This window comes from Pseudomonas sp. GM24 (genome assembly GCF_000282235.1).
Lineage (GTDB): Bacteria > Pseudomonadota > Gammaproteobacteria > Pseudomonadales > Pseudomonadaceae > Aquipseudomonas.
This window is the reverse complement of sequence record NZ_AKJR01000049.1, coordinates 24,883-40,175: the sequence shown is the minus strand read 5'-3', so window position 1 is coordinate 40,175 and position 15,293 is coordinate 24,883. Positions and strand designations below refer to the sequence as shown.

General features: G+C 53.4%; 13 protein-coding genes. All 13 read left to right on the top strand.

Annotation, left to right across the window (positions count from 1 at the left end; genetic code table 11):
• The first annotated feature begins 9 nt into the window (after nt 1-9).
• The 13 genes from PMI23_RS08135 (at nt 10) to PMI23_RS08075 (ending at nt 15,261) form a co-directional block, all read left to right on the top strand.
• Nucleotides 10-930, top strand: coding sequence for a glycosyltransferase (locus PMI23_RS08135; RefSeq protein WP_007908455.1), 921 nt, complete (start codon nt 10-12; stop codon nt 928-930).
• Nucleotides 931-1,108: 178 nt separating this feature from the next.
• The gene (locus PMI23_RS08130) at nt 1,109-2,098 is read left to right on the top strand and encodes a glycosyltransferase family 2 protein (RefSeq protein WP_007908457.1); all 990 of its coding nucleotides are present in this window, start codon (nt 1,109-1,111) and stop codon (nt 2,096-2,098) included.
• Between the two features lie 54 nt (nt 2,099-2,152).
• Nucleotides 2,153-2,971 carry an ABC transporter permease gene (locus PMI23_RS08125; RefSeq protein WP_007908460.1) on the top strand — a complete coding sequence of 273 codons (819 nt, stop codon included), beginning with the start codon at nt 2,153-2,155 and terminating at the stop codon, nt 2,969-2,971.
• The gene (locus tag PMI23_RS08120; RefSeq protein ID WP_007908462.1) at nt 2,961-4,286 is read left to right on the top strand and encodes an ABC transporter ATP-binding protein; all 1,326 of its coding nucleotides are present in this window, start codon (nt 2,961-2,963) and stop codon (nt 4,284-4,286) included. The genes PMI23_RS08125 and PMI23_RS08120 overlap by 11 nt, the downstream gene beginning before the upstream one ends.
• Nucleotides 4,287-4,438: 152 nt before the next feature.
• Entirely contained in the window at nt 4,439-5,686 is a 1,248-nt protein-coding gene (locus PMI23_RS08115) for a sulfotransferase family 2 domain-containing protein (protein ID WP_007908465.1), read from the top strand.
• 1 nt (nt 5,687) lies between these two features.
• Nucleotides 5,688-6,749, top strand: a complete 1,062-nt coding sequence (locus tag PMI23_RS08110; RefSeq protein WP_007908467.1) for a glycosyltransferase family 2 protein — start codon at nt 5,688-5,690, stop codon at nt 6,747-6,749.
• A 57-nt stretch (nt 6,750-6,806) separates the two neighbouring features.
• Entirely contained in the window at nt 6,807-7,325 is a 519-nt protein-coding gene (locus tag PMI23_RS29975) for a hypothetical protein (protein ID WP_238539523.1), read from the top strand.
• On the top strand, nt 7,318-8,481 hold the full coding sequence (locus tag PMI23_RS08100) for an acyltransferase family protein (RefSeq protein WP_177321048.1): 1,164 nt from the start codon (nt 7,318-7,320) through the stop codon (nt 8,479-8,481). Before PMI23_RS29975 ends, PMI23_RS08100 begins: the two co-directional genes overlap by 8 nt.
• A gap of 7 nt (nt 8,482-8,488) precedes the next feature.
• Nucleotides 8,489-10,702, top strand: a complete 2,214-nt coding sequence (locus tag PMI23_RS08095; protein WP_238539522.1) for a glycosyltransferase — start codon at nt 8,489-8,491, stop codon at nt 10,700-10,702.
• 95 nt (nt 10,703-10,797) lie between these two features.
• Nucleotides 10,798-11,730: an NAD-dependent epimerase/dehydratase family protein gene (locus PMI23_RS08090; protein WP_007908483.1), complete on the top strand. Its 933-nt coding sequence runs from the start codon at nt 10,798-10,800 to the stop codon at nt 11,728-11,730.
• A gap of 48 nt (nt 11,731-11,778) precedes the next feature.
• Nucleotides 11,779-13,125 (top strand): glycosyltransferase, encoded by a 1,347-nt coding sequence (locus tag PMI23_RS08085; protein WP_007908484.1) that lies wholly within the window; start codon nt 11,779-11,781, stop codon nt 13,123-13,125.
• A 169-nt stretch (nt 13,126-13,294) separates the two neighbouring features.
• Nucleotides 13,295-13,888 (top strand): adenylyl-sulfate kinase, encoded by a 594-nt coding sequence (gene cysC / locus PMI23_RS08080; RefSeq protein WP_007908485.1) that lies wholly within the window; start codon nt 13,295-13,297, stop codon nt 13,886-13,888.
• Entirely contained in the window at nt 13,885-15,261 is a 1,377-nt protein-coding gene (locus PMI23_RS08075) for an FAD/NAD(P)-binding protein (protein ID WP_007908486.1), read from the top strand. Before cysC ends, PMI23_RS08075 begins: the two co-directional genes overlap by 4 nt.
• Nucleotides 15,262-15,293: the final 32 nt, after the last annotated feature.

The window sequence follows — 15,293 nt, the reverse complement described above, 5'->3', positions numbered from 1 at the left end:
AGGAATGGCATGCCAGTAAAACATCCCAAGATTGCGGTTTTGCTGGCTGCCTACAATGGCATGCAGTGGATCGAGGAGCAGGTAGCCTCGATCCTCGGTCAGCAGTCCGTCGATGTCACTATTCATATCAGCGTTGATTTGTCCGATGACGGCACCGAGGCCTGGTGCAAAGCTCTCGAAGAGGTCGACAGTCGCGTGATTCTTTTGCCTCCTGCCGGGCGTTTTGGTGGTGCGGCGCGCAATTTTTTTCGTTTGATTCGAGATGTTGATCTGCACGATTACGATGCTGTGTCGTTTGCAGATCAGGATGATATCTGGGAGTCCGACAAGCTGCTGCGCGCTACACAAGCCATTACCTCGCACGGAGTCGATGCCTACTCCAGCAATGTCACGGCTTTCTGGCCGGATGGCAAGACGATCCTGCTCGACAAGAGTCAGCCACAAGTTGCCTGGGACTTTCTGTTCGAGGCGGCGGGGCCTGGCTGTACTTACGTGTTGAGCCCCGCGCTTGCCCGGTCACTGCGCCAACAGGTCATTCAGGATTGGGAGCAACTGCAGCAAGTCAGTTTGCATGACTGGTATTGCTATGCGTTCGCTCGCAGCCATGGCTTCAAATGGTTCATCGATTCGCGGCCGAGCATGCGTTATCGGCAGCATGAGAGTAACCAGGTAGGCGCCAATACCGGGTTGACATCACTGTTTCAACGCTATGTCACCATCCATGAAGGCTGGTGGTTCAAGCAAGTTCAGGCCATCGCTCTGCTTGTCGGGGCGGATAAAAATCCCTTCGTCAGCAGCTGGCTGCCTCTGCGGCGGCGTGACTTGCTGCGGTTATCCGTCAGGGGCGGGCAGTGCCGTCGGCGGCCGCGTGACAAGTTTCTGTTTTTTTTCGTCTGCTGGCTGACTGCTGTCGTTGGCAGGAAGTCCTGATCGAGGCTGGAGCGGGTTTTGCGATTTTGCTTCGCCTGCTCGAAGCCCAACAACCGGAGATGAAAGTTCTCTATAATCGCCCGCTTCATGAAGGGAACGAATGGAGCCGATACCGCCGAAGCACTGGATATGATTCCTCAGGCTTCCGACCGGCGTTTTAATTGCAGTGGAGCATACAGTGTCAAGCCCCTTATCAGCGGATTCCGCGAACTCCGGCCTGAGTGTCGATACAGTCGAAGTGCCGGAGCTGGATGAGTCTGTCGCGATATTGCTGTGCTCGTATAACGGAGAGCGATTTCTTTCCGAGCAATTGAGCTCCATTGAGCAGCAGCAACATGCGCAGTGGCGTCTGTTCGTCTCAGATGACGGATCGTCCGACTCAACACTGGAGATTCTCAAGTCGTTTCAGGCGCGTATGGGGGAGCAGAAAGTGACGTTGCTTTCCGGCCCTCGAACGGGGTTCGCCGACAACTTCATGTCGGTGACCTGTCTGGAAAATATCAGTGCTGATTTTTACGCATGGTCCGACCAGGATGATGTCTGGGCGGCCGATAAGCTCAGCGCTGCGTTGACGCGGCTACGTCAGGTACCCGTTGGCGTTCCTGCGCTGTATGCCTCCCGGACGACGGTGGTCAATGAGTCCGGTGTCGAAGTGGGGATGACCCCCGGATATTGCCGCGACTTCAGCTTCCCCAATGCGCTCGTACAGAATGTCGCCGCCGGAAACACGATGGTTTTCAATCGCGCGGCGCATGAGCTATTGAAGGCGGGGCCGGCTCGGGGCATTGTCGCCCATGACTGGTGGGCCTATATGCTGGTGACCGGTGCCGGCGGGCAGTTTCATTTCGATCAGGTGCCGCATCTTTTCTATCGGCAGCACGAAACGAATTCGATAGGCGCCAATGCGGGGTTCATGGCCGCCCTGACGCGTATCCGAAAAATGTTTCAGGGACGTTTGCGGCGCTGGATCGATCAGAACATCGACCACCTGGAGGTGGTTGAACATCTTCTGACCGAACAGAACCGCAAGGTGTTGAGCCGGTTCAAGAGCGCTCGCAATCGGGGCTTGGCTGGACGCATCACCGGGATATGGCGCTCGGGTATTTACCGCCAGACGCTCCTTGGAAATCTGGGGCTTGCAGTAGCGATCATTTTCAAAGGAATTTGATGATGAATGTTGTGAAAAGGGTTTGAAAATGATTTTTTTTGAGGTCGCAGGTTAATGCAGAAGTTTTCAGCGGCGCCTGGCGTCATGTTCTCCAGTGTCTGGCGCAATCGCGCACTTATCGTTGCTTTGATCAAGCGCGAAGTCATCGGTCGCTACCGCGGCTCCTTTATGGGCATTCTCTGGTCGTTCTTCAATCCGATCGTGATGCTGGCGATCTACACATTCGTGTTCAGCTTCATCTTCAATTCACGCTGGGCGGGGGCTGGTGATTCAAAAGCCGAGTTCGCGTTGATCCTGTTCGCCGGCCTGATGGTTTTCAACCTGTTCGCAGAGTGTGTCACCCGCGCGCCCAATCTGATCATTTCAAATGCCAACTACGTGAAGAAGGTCGTGTTTCCGCTGGAAATACTGCCGTGCGTAATCGCCGGCTCTTCCTTGTTCCATGCGTTGGTCAGCCTGATTGTGTGGTTGCTGGCTTACTGCGTGTTTTTTGGCATGCCGCCGCTCACATTGTTTTACCTGCCGCTGGTCATAGCGCCTCTGGTGCTGATCATCCTGGGTCTGTCATGGGGGTTGGCCGCCATCGGTGTTTACATGCGAGATGTCGCGCATTTCATTGGCCTGGTGACCAGCGGTCTGATGTTTCTCGCGCCGATTTTCTACCCTGCGACGGCAGTGCCGGAGGAGTATCGGCATCTGCTTTTGCTCAACCCGCTCACCGTGGCCGTGGAGAACGTGAGGGCCGTACTGTTTTTCGGGCAGCAGCCTGATTGGCAGGCGCTCGGCATCTACGCATGCATAGCGATTGCAGTGGCTTACCTGGGGTTTGCCTTCTTCCAGAAGACTAGAAAGGGGTTCGCCGATGTCCTCTGAAATCGCGATCAAGCTGCAGAATGTCAGCAAGTGTTATCACATTTACGACAAGCCACGCGATCGCCTCATGCAGATGGTCGCTGGTCAGCGCAAACAATACTATCGAGAGTTCTGGGCACTCAGGAACGTCTCGTTCGAAATCAAGAAAGGCGAGACTGTCGGTATTGTCGGCCGTAACGGCAGCGGCAAGTCGACATTGCTCCAGGTCATCTGCGGTACGTTGAACCAGACCGTCGGTGATGTTCAGACTCTGGGCCGGATCGGCGCACTGCTTGAGCTCGGCTCCGGATTCAACCCGGAGTTCACCGGGCACGAGAACGTCTACATGAACGCCGCGATTCTCGGCCTCAGTCGTGCGGAAGTGGATGAGCGCTACGACGACATTGCGGCATTTGCCGACATTGGCGAGTTCATCCATCAGCCGGTCAAGACGTATTCCAGCGGCATGATCGTGCGTCTGGCGTTTGCCGTTCAGGCGATGGTCGACCCGGACATCCTGATTGTCGATGAGGCGCTGGCGGTCGGTGATGAGCGCTTCCAGCGCAAGTGTTTCGCCAGGCTCGATGAGTTGAAGGCGAAGGGCACTTCGATTCTGTTCGTCTCCCACTCGGGACCGCAGGTTGTCGAGCTGTGTGATCGGGCGATTTTGATGGAGCGCGGTGAGCGCGTCTGTACCGGATCGCCGATGGAGGTGGTGCGGGCTTATCAAAAGCTGATCTACGCACCAGCCGAAGAGCAGCCTCGATTGATCGAGGAATTCCGCGCAATTGGTACGGACAAGATTGCTGTCGAAACGACCCCGCTGGAAGCTGAGCAGGATGCTCCGGCGCAAGACCAGTACTTCGATGCCGGAATGGTGCCTGAGTCGACTACGGTCTACCCCGAACAAGGTGCTCGAATCGACGCGTTCGAGGTGTTCGACAAAGAAGGACGTCGTTGTAATGTCCTGAAGGCCGGCGGCGAATACGATATCGTCATGCGGGGCAACCTCACTGACGCGGTTTCGCGGGTTTTCTTTGCGATGCATATCCGCACGGTGTCGGGCGTCGTGATTACCGGTCAGCGTTTCCCCGATGAAGGGAAATATTTTGACTGTGAAGGCGCTGAGCGCGAGTTTCGAGTCACGTTCAGCTGCAAGATGGTGATGCTCCCCGGCGTATACTTCGTCGGTGGGGGCGTGTGGTCGGAGAGCGAGCCAACCCTGTGCCATCGGATTCTGGATGCTTCGATGTTCAGGGTGGTGTCGGATCAGGGGTTGAGGTCGTTTGGTTATATGGATGTTTCCGTAGACGAACCGGCGCTTGAACTGCTCTAAAACTTGATCTGCTGAGGGAGAATCAGTCGTTCAGATGCCTCGGGACAGGGATGTTCGAATGGATGAGGAGGCCGGGTATGGGCCCCGATATAGCGTGAATATCGGCAAGATTTCCCTTTGCATAAAAATCAATGAGAATTGAGAAAAAAGTAATGACGAGTAGTGATGACCAGCGCTTGCTGGACTATTTTTCCTGGAATAGCTGCGTCTCGGATGAGCGGAAGTTGTTCTACGTGGCCACTCCAAAGGTGGCGTGCACCTCCGTGAAATGGTGGTTTGCAGAGCTTGAGGGCGTTGTTCAGGCCGTCCAGCAAGCGAAAAGCAGTTCGGAAACAGATCCGGAATTGGCCATTCATGACACGTTGCTCGCCGTCGCCCCAGGATTGTTCGTCAGATCCCCCGAGCGACTTGCTCAGATAAAGGCCGATGGGTACTTCAGCTTTGCGCTGGTGAGAAATCCCTACAAACGGATTTTTTCTGCCTGGCAATCGAAAATACTGCTGCGCGAGCCGTTGCAGATTGTTCCTTATGAAGGGCAGGATTTCGTCGAGTACCCGATTGAACTCATGTCAGATGTGGCGGGGGCTTTCGAGTGTTTTCTCGAATATCTGTACGTCCACGAGCGCGACGATTTCAAGGATTGTCATTGGACGCCTCAGTACGATTTGCTCCAGCCTGCACTTTTCCCCTACAGCGCCGTCTCAAAAATAGAAGATACTGCGGCGCTTGATGCTGCGCTGCGCGCTCACCTCGCAGAGGCATATGTAAGTCCGTTTACGACTGCTCGCGCGAACGAGAGCATGATTCCCTATCTGCCGGAATTCATCAGCCCGCGATCCGAGGAGCTGATTAAAGAACTTTATTCCAGGGATTTTGAGGAATATGGCTATTCAAAAGTCATTCCGCCTGCGAAGGAAAGTTTCTCGCAAGAGCAGTTGACGGTGGCGCTGAAGGGGATTGAGCTTTTACGCGGCAGGCATCAACGCATGGGTGAAATGCGCCAATGTTTGAACGAACAGATGGCTGACCTGCTGAAGGATAAAGAGTGGCTTGTCGGAGATCGCGACACTTGGGCTGCTTTCGCCAAGAGCAAAGAAGAGCAGATATATGCTATTGAGGCGCACTGTAGTGCTCAAGAGGCCGATAGGATTGCCAGAGACGCACAATATGGTGATCTAGAGGCCAAAATGGTCGCTAAAGAGGCACAATATAATGACCTGGAGGTCCACAGGCTCGCTCAACAAGCTCAACTTGAAGCGTTGCGCTCTGAATGCGAAAATCTCGTAATTGAGCTGGACCAGTCGAAGAAAGAAGCGAGCCAGTTGAAGGTGGATCTCGAACTTTCCCAAGCGGAGTTGCGCAAGGCATTGCGTGTAACTAATGAGCGTAACGGAGCGTAAAGTGGCGAAAGTTTCAGTTGTTCTTACCTCCTATAACCATGAAAAGTTTATAGGGCAGGCAATCGATTCTGTGATCAATCAGACGTTTACTGATTGGGAGCTGATTATTGTAGATGACGTTTCGCCAGATGGTTCGTGGGCCGTTATCGAAAGCTACAATGACCCAAGAATCATCAAGGTTCAGAACGATAGAACTCGCCGTTATATCTATAACATTAATCGTGCTATCGAATCGCAAAGTACCGGTGAATATATTGCCATTCACCACTCGGATGATGCTTGGGAACTGGACAAGCTGGAAAAGCAAGTGGCCGTGCTGGAAGCAAATCCCGGCATAGGTGCGGTATTTTCGCATGTTCAATGCATTGACGAGAATAACCAGCCACTCGTCGTCGAATGGTTCAATCAGCCGAACAAGCCGCGGACGGCCTGGTTGCGTTCGCTGTTCTTCAACGAAAACCAGTTGTGTCACCCAAGTGCGTTGGTCAGACGCAGTGCCTATGAACAGGCGGGTCTCTATAGAAGCGCGCATGCGCAAACAGACGATGCCGAAATGTGGACACGGTTACTGAAGATTTTCGATATCCATGTTGTTCAAGAGCGACTGACTCTACACCGTATCTTCTCGGATCAATCCAACGAGAGTGGGGATCGGCCGGACAGGCGGGCCCGGATGTGGCTGGAATGGTACTTTCAAAAGAAAAACTACATTGGCATGTCGCTGACCGACATACTTGAAGCGTTTCCCGAAAGTGTAAAGTGGGTAACGCCAAAAGGGGCTAATAGTGGATACTTGCTGGCAATGTTCGCAATCCAGATCGGCGGTTGCCCTGGCACCCGGCTGTTTGGTGTCGAACTACTGTATCAGTTGATGAACAGTAGCGAGGAGAGGGCGGAGATCGAAGCTATTCACGGCTTCAACTACCTGGATTTCATCGCGCTCACGGGTCAGGAAGAATTTTTCAACCCGGCAGCATTGGCGCCCCTAGTGCCGAGTCGCATCGTCAGCAATCCACTGCGGCGCTTTGCCGGTAAGGTAGTGCGCAGGCTAAGCAGCTGGTAACAGGGCATCTGCCAGGATAACTGACCGAGCCAGTGTTTCGCTTCTGAATGGGGCGGAGTGCTGGTTTTATGGTACGCAAAAGTAATCAGTGATGATTGGGCAGTGAGAGTGAAGGTCGATCTGAAGATATTGAGTGGTGTCCTTTTTTTCGCCTTGATTGCGATAGGAGTGTTGTCCTTCGCTCGCTGGACAGGAGTCGGCAAGGTAGTTGAATTGCCCGTACCGGTCGAACCTCCGGTCGTTCTTCCGCAAGGGGTGGATGTGGCCGTGACGAGCGCGGGGGTCACCCTGGAAGTACAAGCGTGTGACATCGACAAGTTGGGGGATGAGTTTTTCCTGCATCTTTATCCAGCGAATGCCGCGAGCGCAGGCCCGGAAGGATTCATCAATCAGCAGTTCAATCTGAAGGCCTTGACGCCAGTCCAAACCAAAAAGCAGGAAGGTCCCGGCTCTTGTCATTACCGCATAGAGTTCGCGCCGATGGCCATTACACGCGTCGCGCTAGGTCAGTTCAGGGCACCGGAAGGACGTTGCTGTGACATATTGTGGACTAAAGAAGTGAAACTTGATGAATAACCCTCAAGCAACAGGCGCTGTACAGAATGTCCATCGTTCCTTTGGCCTGGATGTTTGTCGGACCATTGCCTGCCTGCTTGTTGTTTTCGGACATATGCTCGGGCACTCGGCACCGCATCCAGTATTGGCCGGATTTGCATTTCTGGCGACTTTCGGTGTGGACTTGTTCTTTTGTCTGAGTGGTTTTCTTATCGGCAGGATTCTGCTAAAAGAGGCGGCGCATTGGCGCGAACAAAAGATTGCGGGATTGACAGAGTTTTGGTATCGCCGCTGGATGAGGACTTTACCGCTCTATATTTTCTTCTTTTTTGTTTCGTTGCGATTTGACTGGGCGGGCGCCACGACATTCGCCGAGCAGTTTCACTACTTGGTGTTTGCGCAGAACTTTGCATGGAGCATGACGGATTTCTACCGTCTATCCTGGAGCCTGGCAGTTGAAGAGTGGTTTTACTACACCTTTCCGCTTGTTATGTTGTTGATGATCGGGCTGGGCGCAGGCGTAAAGAGCGCAGCAGCGATCGTTATTCTGGTCTTTATAGTGGCGCCTTTTCTTGCGCGTATCGGATTGCCAATTCAGTCAGTGCGATATGACGATGCACGTTATGTAGTGTTGTACCGCCTTGATGCCATTGGTTTCGGGGTATTGATCGCTTATCTCTACACTTGGCACCGCCCGATCTTTGAATGTCTGGCCAAATTTTGGTATGTGCCATTTACATTCGCTGTCGGATTGATTGTCCTGACTAGACAAGGGATGCCATGGACTGCTGGTAGCAAGCTGGAGCAATCATTGTTTTTCACGTGGTCAGCGATATTTTTCGCCACGTTAATACCTGCATTTTTCAGTCTGAGTGCTTCGCGCCTTAATATTGTAAATCGCTTCGTGAAATATACCAGCCTGATTTCCTATTCAATTTATCTCGGCCATATTTTCGCTTTTATATTGGTAATAAATGTTTTGAATCGATATGGGTTGCACGAGCGTATTTACGATAATCCGTGGCTGGCCTACCCGATTTTCATTGTATGCGTTTACGCGCTCGCTCATCTGACATACACATTCGTTGAGAAGCCGTTCTTGCGGTTGCGTGATGTTAATAGCTTGTCGGTATTCAAGTTTTTCAAAAGTCTTCAGCGTTTTGGCGCAGGGAAGTAATTATATTATGTCGAACTCTGCGCAGATTGATGCTCTTCCAAGCGCCGATCCGGTTGAAATGGCGAATCGATACGAACCGATAAATGGATCGAGTGGTGGTCCTCAGCAAGCTGACGTCCTTGTCGTCAGCAGTGCGAGCGCTACGCTCACCGATTTTTCGAATCTGTATCGATCCCTTCTGGGGCAGACATTCCAGTCCTGGAAATGGCTGATTTGCTTTGAAGGTGGCACGGCGCCGCAATTTGCCGATGAGTTCTTGCAAGCTATAGCCGTTGATAAGCGTGTGCAGGTACTTGATCGTACAGAGTGCTCTTATGCGAATGACGTTTGGGCATTTCCTGAATATGTAGTTCTGGCTGATGCAGCAACAGCGTTTGATCCGACATTTATCGAGAAGGGTATCTGGTTTCTAGAGTCCAACCCTGAGTTCGCTTTTTGCAACTCCTTCGGCACGATAACGGGAGAGCAGCGCGTGCCAGTACGGCACAGCTTGAGTCAAGGCAAATATTACCTCGAGCACCCTCATCCCAAAGTCAGAGGCATTGTGGTTCGCAAGTCGGTCATCTTGCAGATGTCTGAAGAAGTAGCGCCTCTCGTCGACGGCAGAGATCCAACATCGTTTCTCGCTCGCCTGGCGGATGCGGGTCATTGGGGTTTTACCATTGCAGAGTTTCTGCAGACCTTTAGCAAAGTATCGTCGCGACAAGACCTTGACGATTCACCCTCACTGCCGCTCAAGCCTGTTCCTAGCCCTCAGCGTCGTTATCCCTCTGCCTATGAAACATTGCCCGAGGGCGTTGTATTCAATAATCCGCTGAAAGGCAACGTGCGCGGTAGAAGGGTCATGTTTTTACTGCCGTGGATGGTTGAGGGCGGGGCTGATCGCGTCAATATTGATCTCATTCAAGGGCTCGTTGCGGGCGGCGCCGATGTAACGGTATGCGCTACCCTTGAGGCTGATCATCGGTGGCAGGACAAGTTTGCGGAGTGGACGGCGGATATCTTCATTCTGCCGAATATTCTTTCGCTGTCAGATTTTCCAAGGTTCCTCTTGTATCTCATTGCCTCCAGACAGATCGACACTGTATTGGTAGCCGGGAGTACGCTGGGTTATCAGCTTCTTCCTTACTTGCGCACGCAGGCGCCAGCGACGACGTTCCTGGACTTGAGTCATACCGAGGAAATGCATTGGCTCAACGGCGGGCATCCGCGATTTGGCGTCGGTTATCAGGATGCGCTGGACATGAACGTGGTCAGTACTCGCCATCTGTCCGAGTGGATGGTGGAGCGCAATGCTGATGCCGGGAAAGTTCGTGTCATGTACACGGGAATCAAATCGCACCCGGTATCGCTTTCGCAAACTCAGCGAGCTGAAAAACAGCGTGGTCTAGGCCTTGATGAACAGGCCTTTACCATCATTTTTGCGGGGCGCATGTGTGACCAGAAGCGACCGCTGAAGCTGGCTGAAATCCTCAACGGTTTGAAACAGGCTGGCATTCGCTTCAATGCATTGATCATCGGTGAGGGCGAATTACGTCCCGCGTTCGAGGCATCAATCAAGCAGTATGGCTTGGGTGCAGAAGTTCATGTAATTGGTGCGAAACCGCATGCTGAGTGGCTCTCATTGCTGGCGATTTCCGATGTGTTGCTAATGCCTTCGGAATACGAGGGAATCTCGGTCGCTCTTCTTGAGTCAATGGCTGCAGGCGTTGTGCCGGTGGTCGCCGATGTTGGTGGACAGGATGAGCTGGTGGGGGAGGAAACCGGGTATCTGGTCCCGCACGGCGAAGACGAGGTCAGTCGCTATGTTGACGTATTGAAGGTGCTGTCGAAAGATCCGGCGATGCGTGAGCGAAAGGCGCAGGCGTGCCGGCAGTTGATCGAGGCTCATTACACTGCAGCCGCGACCAATCGTCAGTGGTTGCAGATCTTGGATGAGGCTCAAGCCAACAGGGCGCAGTCACCCCAACCGTTCATGGCGGCAGGGCTCGCGAGAGAGCTGGCGACGACTGCGCTGGAGAACCGTCGTGTGACATCTTATCTGGATTATCTCTACTCTACGCATTGCCTGACAAATGATGCGCAGACCGAGGTTCCAGTCAAGTCCGGAATTCTACGGTTGTTAATTTCACAAGTTCGCCAATATCCATTTACTAAATACTTGCTGAAAAACCCATTGATTAAAAAGGTTGCGCAAAAGTTGAAAGTGTTGGTTTCTTGACGCTTTGTCGCTTTTGTGTTAATTTTTTTGTCATTTTTATTGGCTGATTAACGTCAATTTTTTTGTCATTTTTTCGATGTCAGTCGAGAGTTTTTATGAAAATTACAGTATTTGGTGGTGGTGGTTTTATCGGATCAACAATTGTTGATCGCTTGTTGTTAGATGGTCATTCAATTCGAGTTTTTGAGCGTCCTCGCGTAGTTGAATATCGTAAGTTTTTATCTCATGAATGTGTCGAATGGATGACAGGCGATTTGTCGTCCACCAGTGATATAAACAAGGCAGTAGAAGGTGCCGATGTTGTTTTTCATCTGGTCTCCACCACGCTGCCGAAAAGCTCGAATGAAGATCCGGTCTACGATGTCCAGAGCAATGTCGTTGCAAGTTTGCAGCTGCTCAATGCAATGGTTGCGCACAAGGTTGGCAGAATCGTTTTCATTTCTTCCGGAGGCACTGTCTATGGCGCTCCGAAGTACCTGCCGATCGATGAAAAACACCCGACAGATCCAGAAGTTTCTTATGGCATCACCAAGCTGACCATCGAGAAATATCTGCAAATGTACAACCATCTGTATGGCATCAAGCCTGTCGTTCTGCGGGTCGCCAACCCTTACGGCGAGCGTCAGCGCGTGGAGACTGCGCAGGGCGCGGTGGGTGTGTTCATCCATAACGTTCTGAAGGGCTTGCCGATCGAGATTTGGGGTGATGGTAGCGTCGAGCGCGATTTCCTGCATGTCAGCGATGTGGCCGAGGCGTTCGCCAAGGCGGCTACCTACTCGGGTAGCGCCAGTGTCTTCAATATCAGTTCCGGCGTGGGTACCAGCCTGAACAGTCTCATGTCGATGATCGAAGAAGTCAGCGGTGAGCCGGTTGCCCGTAACTACAAGCCTGGCCGTTCTTTCGATGTGCCAGTGAGTGTGCTGAGCAACGATCTGGCGCGCGACGAACTGGGCTGGGAGCCCAAGGTTTCGATGAAGGAAGGGATCGTGCGAACTTTCGAGTGGGCCAAGAACGAACAGCAGAAGTGAGGGTGGTCGGGTGAGTTACCGTCTGCTCGGTGTCAGCGTTGGTTGCAAATGAAGGTTCTGCTCACGGTTCATCAGTTTTTCCCGGAGTTTTCTGCGGGTACTGAGGTTTTGACGCTGTCCGTTGCCCGCGTATTGAAAACCCTTGGCCATGAGGTCAGGATTTTTACGGGCTATCCGGCTACCGAAGCGCTCGCGGACAGTGAGCGCTTCGATCAATATAGTTACGACTCGATTCTGGTTGATCGTTTTCGGCACGCCTATGTGCCCATGGGCGATCAAACTTCAAAAATCGAGATCGGTTATGACAACCATCTGGCCGCTGACTTTTTCGGGCATTTGCTGGAAGAGTTCAAGCCGGATGTCGTGCATTTCTTTCACCTCAATCGTCTCGGCACCGGCCTGATCGAAAAAGCGGTCGCTGCCGGTGTGCCTGCGTATTACACGCCAACCGACTTCTGGAGTATTTGTCCTACCGGGCAGTTGCTGCGTTGTGGCGGGCGGGCATGTGCGGGGCCAAGTACGGATGCGGGGAACTGTGTCGTGCATTTTGCTGCAAGTCAGTTGCCTGAGCGCATTGGCAGGCTGGCGACCGCGGTTCCGGATGTCATCAGCGATTTGCTCGTGCGCATTGCTCGCTCGCCTCGGCTGCCAGCGGGTTCCCTGGTCCGCGAGGTGCGCGCATTGCATGGTCGTCTTGAGCGTAATGTCGGGCGGCTGAATATGCTCCAGGGCATCATCGCCCCCAACCAGATGATCGAAACGCTGCTGACCCGTAATGGCGTGCGCCCAGATATCGTGGTCAAGTCGTCCTACGGCATCAATCTTGATCAGCCAGTTGTGGTGCGAGATCGAGCGCGGCGTGAGCGCCCATTGGTCTTGGGATTCATTGGTACGCTCGCTTCACACAAAGGCTGCCATGTGCTTTTGGAGGCGTTGCAGCAGTTTTCTTCACGCGATGTGCGACTGAGAATTTACGGCAAGCAGACGGAATTTCCCGACTATGTAGCCGGCTTGCATCGGCTGGCGGATGGCAATGAAGCCGTTACGTTTTGCGGCACTTTCGCCAACGAAGACATATTCGATGTATTGGGTGGGCTGGACGCACTGATAGTGCCATCTGTCTGGAATGAAAATACGCCACTGGTCGTCTATTCGGCACAGGCTGCCGGTTGCCCGGTTGTGGCTTCCGATGTACCCGGAATCGCTGAGGCCGTGACCCATGATTTCAATGGATTGCTGTTTGAACCAGGCAGCGTGTTGAGCCTTGAAAGCGCATTGAAACGTCTGCTTGCCGAGGAGGGTTTATTGGCAAAGCTGTCGTCGAATTCCACGCCTCCAAAATCCGTTGCTGTTTATGTAAATGAGTTGTTACAGAGATGGACGTTATCCAAGTAACAGCGTCGGCTATTGTTCCGGTGTAGAGGTTTTTCTTGGCGCCGGCAGACGCTGGGTCTATTCTTCACGCTTAATTACGAACTTGGGTTCAATGCTCGCAGATCTAATTTCTGACAGCGTTGGAAAGCCTGATTTAAGTCAATGTGTATATAACTGCGGTGTAGTTTCGATGACGGAAAATCTTGTCGCTCATCAGATGGTCGTCGACCGGGAGCAGCGGAGCGCTCTTAAACAGCAGCGCCCTGTGGTTCTTTGGTTTACCGGGCTTAGCGGCGCCGGCAAATCGACGATCGCCAACGCTCTAGAGCAGGCACTGCTTGAGAATAATCGTCATACCTACTTGCTGGACGGAGACAACATGCGTCTCGGTCTGTGCAATGATCTCGGGTTCAATGATCATGATCGGGCGGAAAACATCCGCCGGATCGCTGAAGTAGGCAAGCTGTTCGTTGACGCTGGCCTGATCGTCGTCAGCGCCTTCATTTCGCCGTTTCGCCTTGACCGGGCATTGGCCAGGAAAGTGATCGGTGACGAGTTCTTCGTTGAGGTCTACATCAGTACGCCGTTACCTGAGTGCGAGCGCCGCGACCCGAAGGGTCTGTATGGCAAGGCCCGCTCGGGCATGATCAAGAATTTCACCGGTATCGACTCGTTGTACGAGCCTCCGTTGAACCCGGATATCACGATCAACACACTTGAAGAAGATGTGTCCGTATCTGTCGAGAAGATTATGCAGTATCTGGTCGGGCGGATCGAACGTTGAAGACTCTGGTCATCATTGGTGCCGGATTCAGTGGCGCGGTAACCGCTGTTCAATTCCTCCAGGTGTGCAAACCTGGCACTCGAGTGGTGTTGCTCAACCGTTCCGGTGAAATGGCCCGTGGTCTGGCTTACGGAACCAACAGTTCGCGGCACTTGCTTAATGTGCCAGCGGGGAACATGACGGCGCTGGTTGATCAGCCTGATCATTTTCTGCGTTTTTGCGAAAGCCGTTTGCCGGGTACTGCGGCGGGGACTTTTGTTCCTCGCAAGCTCTACGGCGAATACCTCTCGGGACTGCTCGCCGAGGCTGAACATCAGTGCCGTGATGGCGTCAGTTTCGAGCGGATCACCACCGAAGCTCACAGCATCGAAGCGGAGAACGGAAAAGCCCGGATACGTATTGCTGATGGCCGGGAAATACTGGCCGATCATGTGATTCTCGCGTTCGGTAACTTTTCACCGTTCAACCCGGCTATCACGTCCATTCCCCGTGCCGCAGGGCGCTATATCGCTGATCCGTGGTCGGGAGAAATCGAGGTGCCGATCGACCCGCAGGCTCCGGTTCTGTTGCTGGGCGCAGGATTGACTGCGCTGGATGTGGCCCTGACCCTGGATCAACAAGGGCACACCGGGCCGGTGTACATGCTTTCGCGGCGAGGCGTTCAGCCGTTGCCCCATCGTACTTCGGGACATGTCGATAGCATTGCCGGTGAGGTGGTTCAAACGCTTCTTGCCTCCGCTCCGAGCGTGCGCAGCTATCTGCGCCACATGCGCTCATTGGTTCGTGTTGCCGCTAAGGATGGCGTCGACTGGCGTGATGTCATTGCCGCCGTGCGTCCAGTCACTGCACAACTGTGGGAGCGTTTGAGCGAGACCGAACGCCGACGTTTCCTGCGTCACGTCCAAGTGTATTGGGACGCCCATCGCCACAGAGTTGCACCGGCTTCGTATGCGGCGTTTTCCGCGCAGTTGGAGCTGGGCAGGCTGAAGCCGATGGCGGGCAGAATCCAGGACATCGAAGTGTTGCCCAATGGTTTGCGCGTTCAAGTCGGGCTGCGTGGTACTGCGGCGGTAGAGTCTCTGGATGTTTCGCATATCATCAATTGCACCGGGCCGAATTCCAATCTGGCGCGTGTCGATGATCGCTTGATCGTGCAATTGCGGCAGTCGGGGCTGATTCGATTGGATAAACTCGGCCTGGGCGTTTGCGTCGATGAGGCGCTTTCCGTTCAGGATGAGCACGGCGCCCCTGTCAGTTGGCTGAGCTACGTCGGGCCAATGCTCAAGGCGCAGTTCTGGGAAGCCACGGCTGTTCCAGAGCTTCGTCGTTATGCGCGAGATCTGGCCCAGCGGGTTGCCGCGAAACTCGGCTGATTCATATCGCGACGATCAGTGTCACGGGCTTG

Coding starts and splice junctions, on each gene's coding strand:
- PMI23_RS08135 (WP_007908455.1), top strand. CDS start 10: ATGCCAGTAAAACATCCCAAGATTGCGGTTTTGCTGGCTGCCTACAAT.
- PMI23_RS08125 (WP_007908460.1), top strand. CDS start 2,153: ATGCAGAAGTTTTCAGCGGCGCCTGGCGTCATGTTCTCCAGTGTCTGG.
- PMI23_RS08120 (WP_007908462.1), top strand. CDS start 2,961: ATGTCCTCTGAAATCGCGATCAAGCTGCAGAATGTCAGCAAGTGTTAT.
- PMI23_RS08115 (WP_007908465.1), top strand. CDS start 4,439: ATGACGAGTAGTGATGACCAGCGCTTGCTGGACTATTTTTCCTGGAAT.
- PMI23_RS08100 (WP_177321048.1), top strand. CDS start 7,318: ATGAATAACCCTCAAGCAACAGGCGCTGTACAGAATGTCCATCGTTCC.
- PMI23_RS08095 (WP_238539522.1), top strand. CDS start 8,489: ATGTCGAACTCTGCGCAGATTGATGCTCTTCCAAGCGCCGATCCGGTT.
- PMI23_RS08090 (WP_007908483.1), top strand. CDS start 10,798: ATGAAAATTACAGTATTTGGTGGTGGTGGTTTTATCGGATCAACAATT.
- PMI23_RS08085 (WP_007908484.1), top strand. CDS start 11,779: ATGAAGGTTCTGCTCACGGTTCATCAGTTTTTCCCGGAGTTTTCTGCG.
- cysC (WP_007908485.1), top strand. CDS start 13,295: ATGACGGAAAATCTTGTCGCTCATCAGATGGTCGTCGACCGGGAGCAG.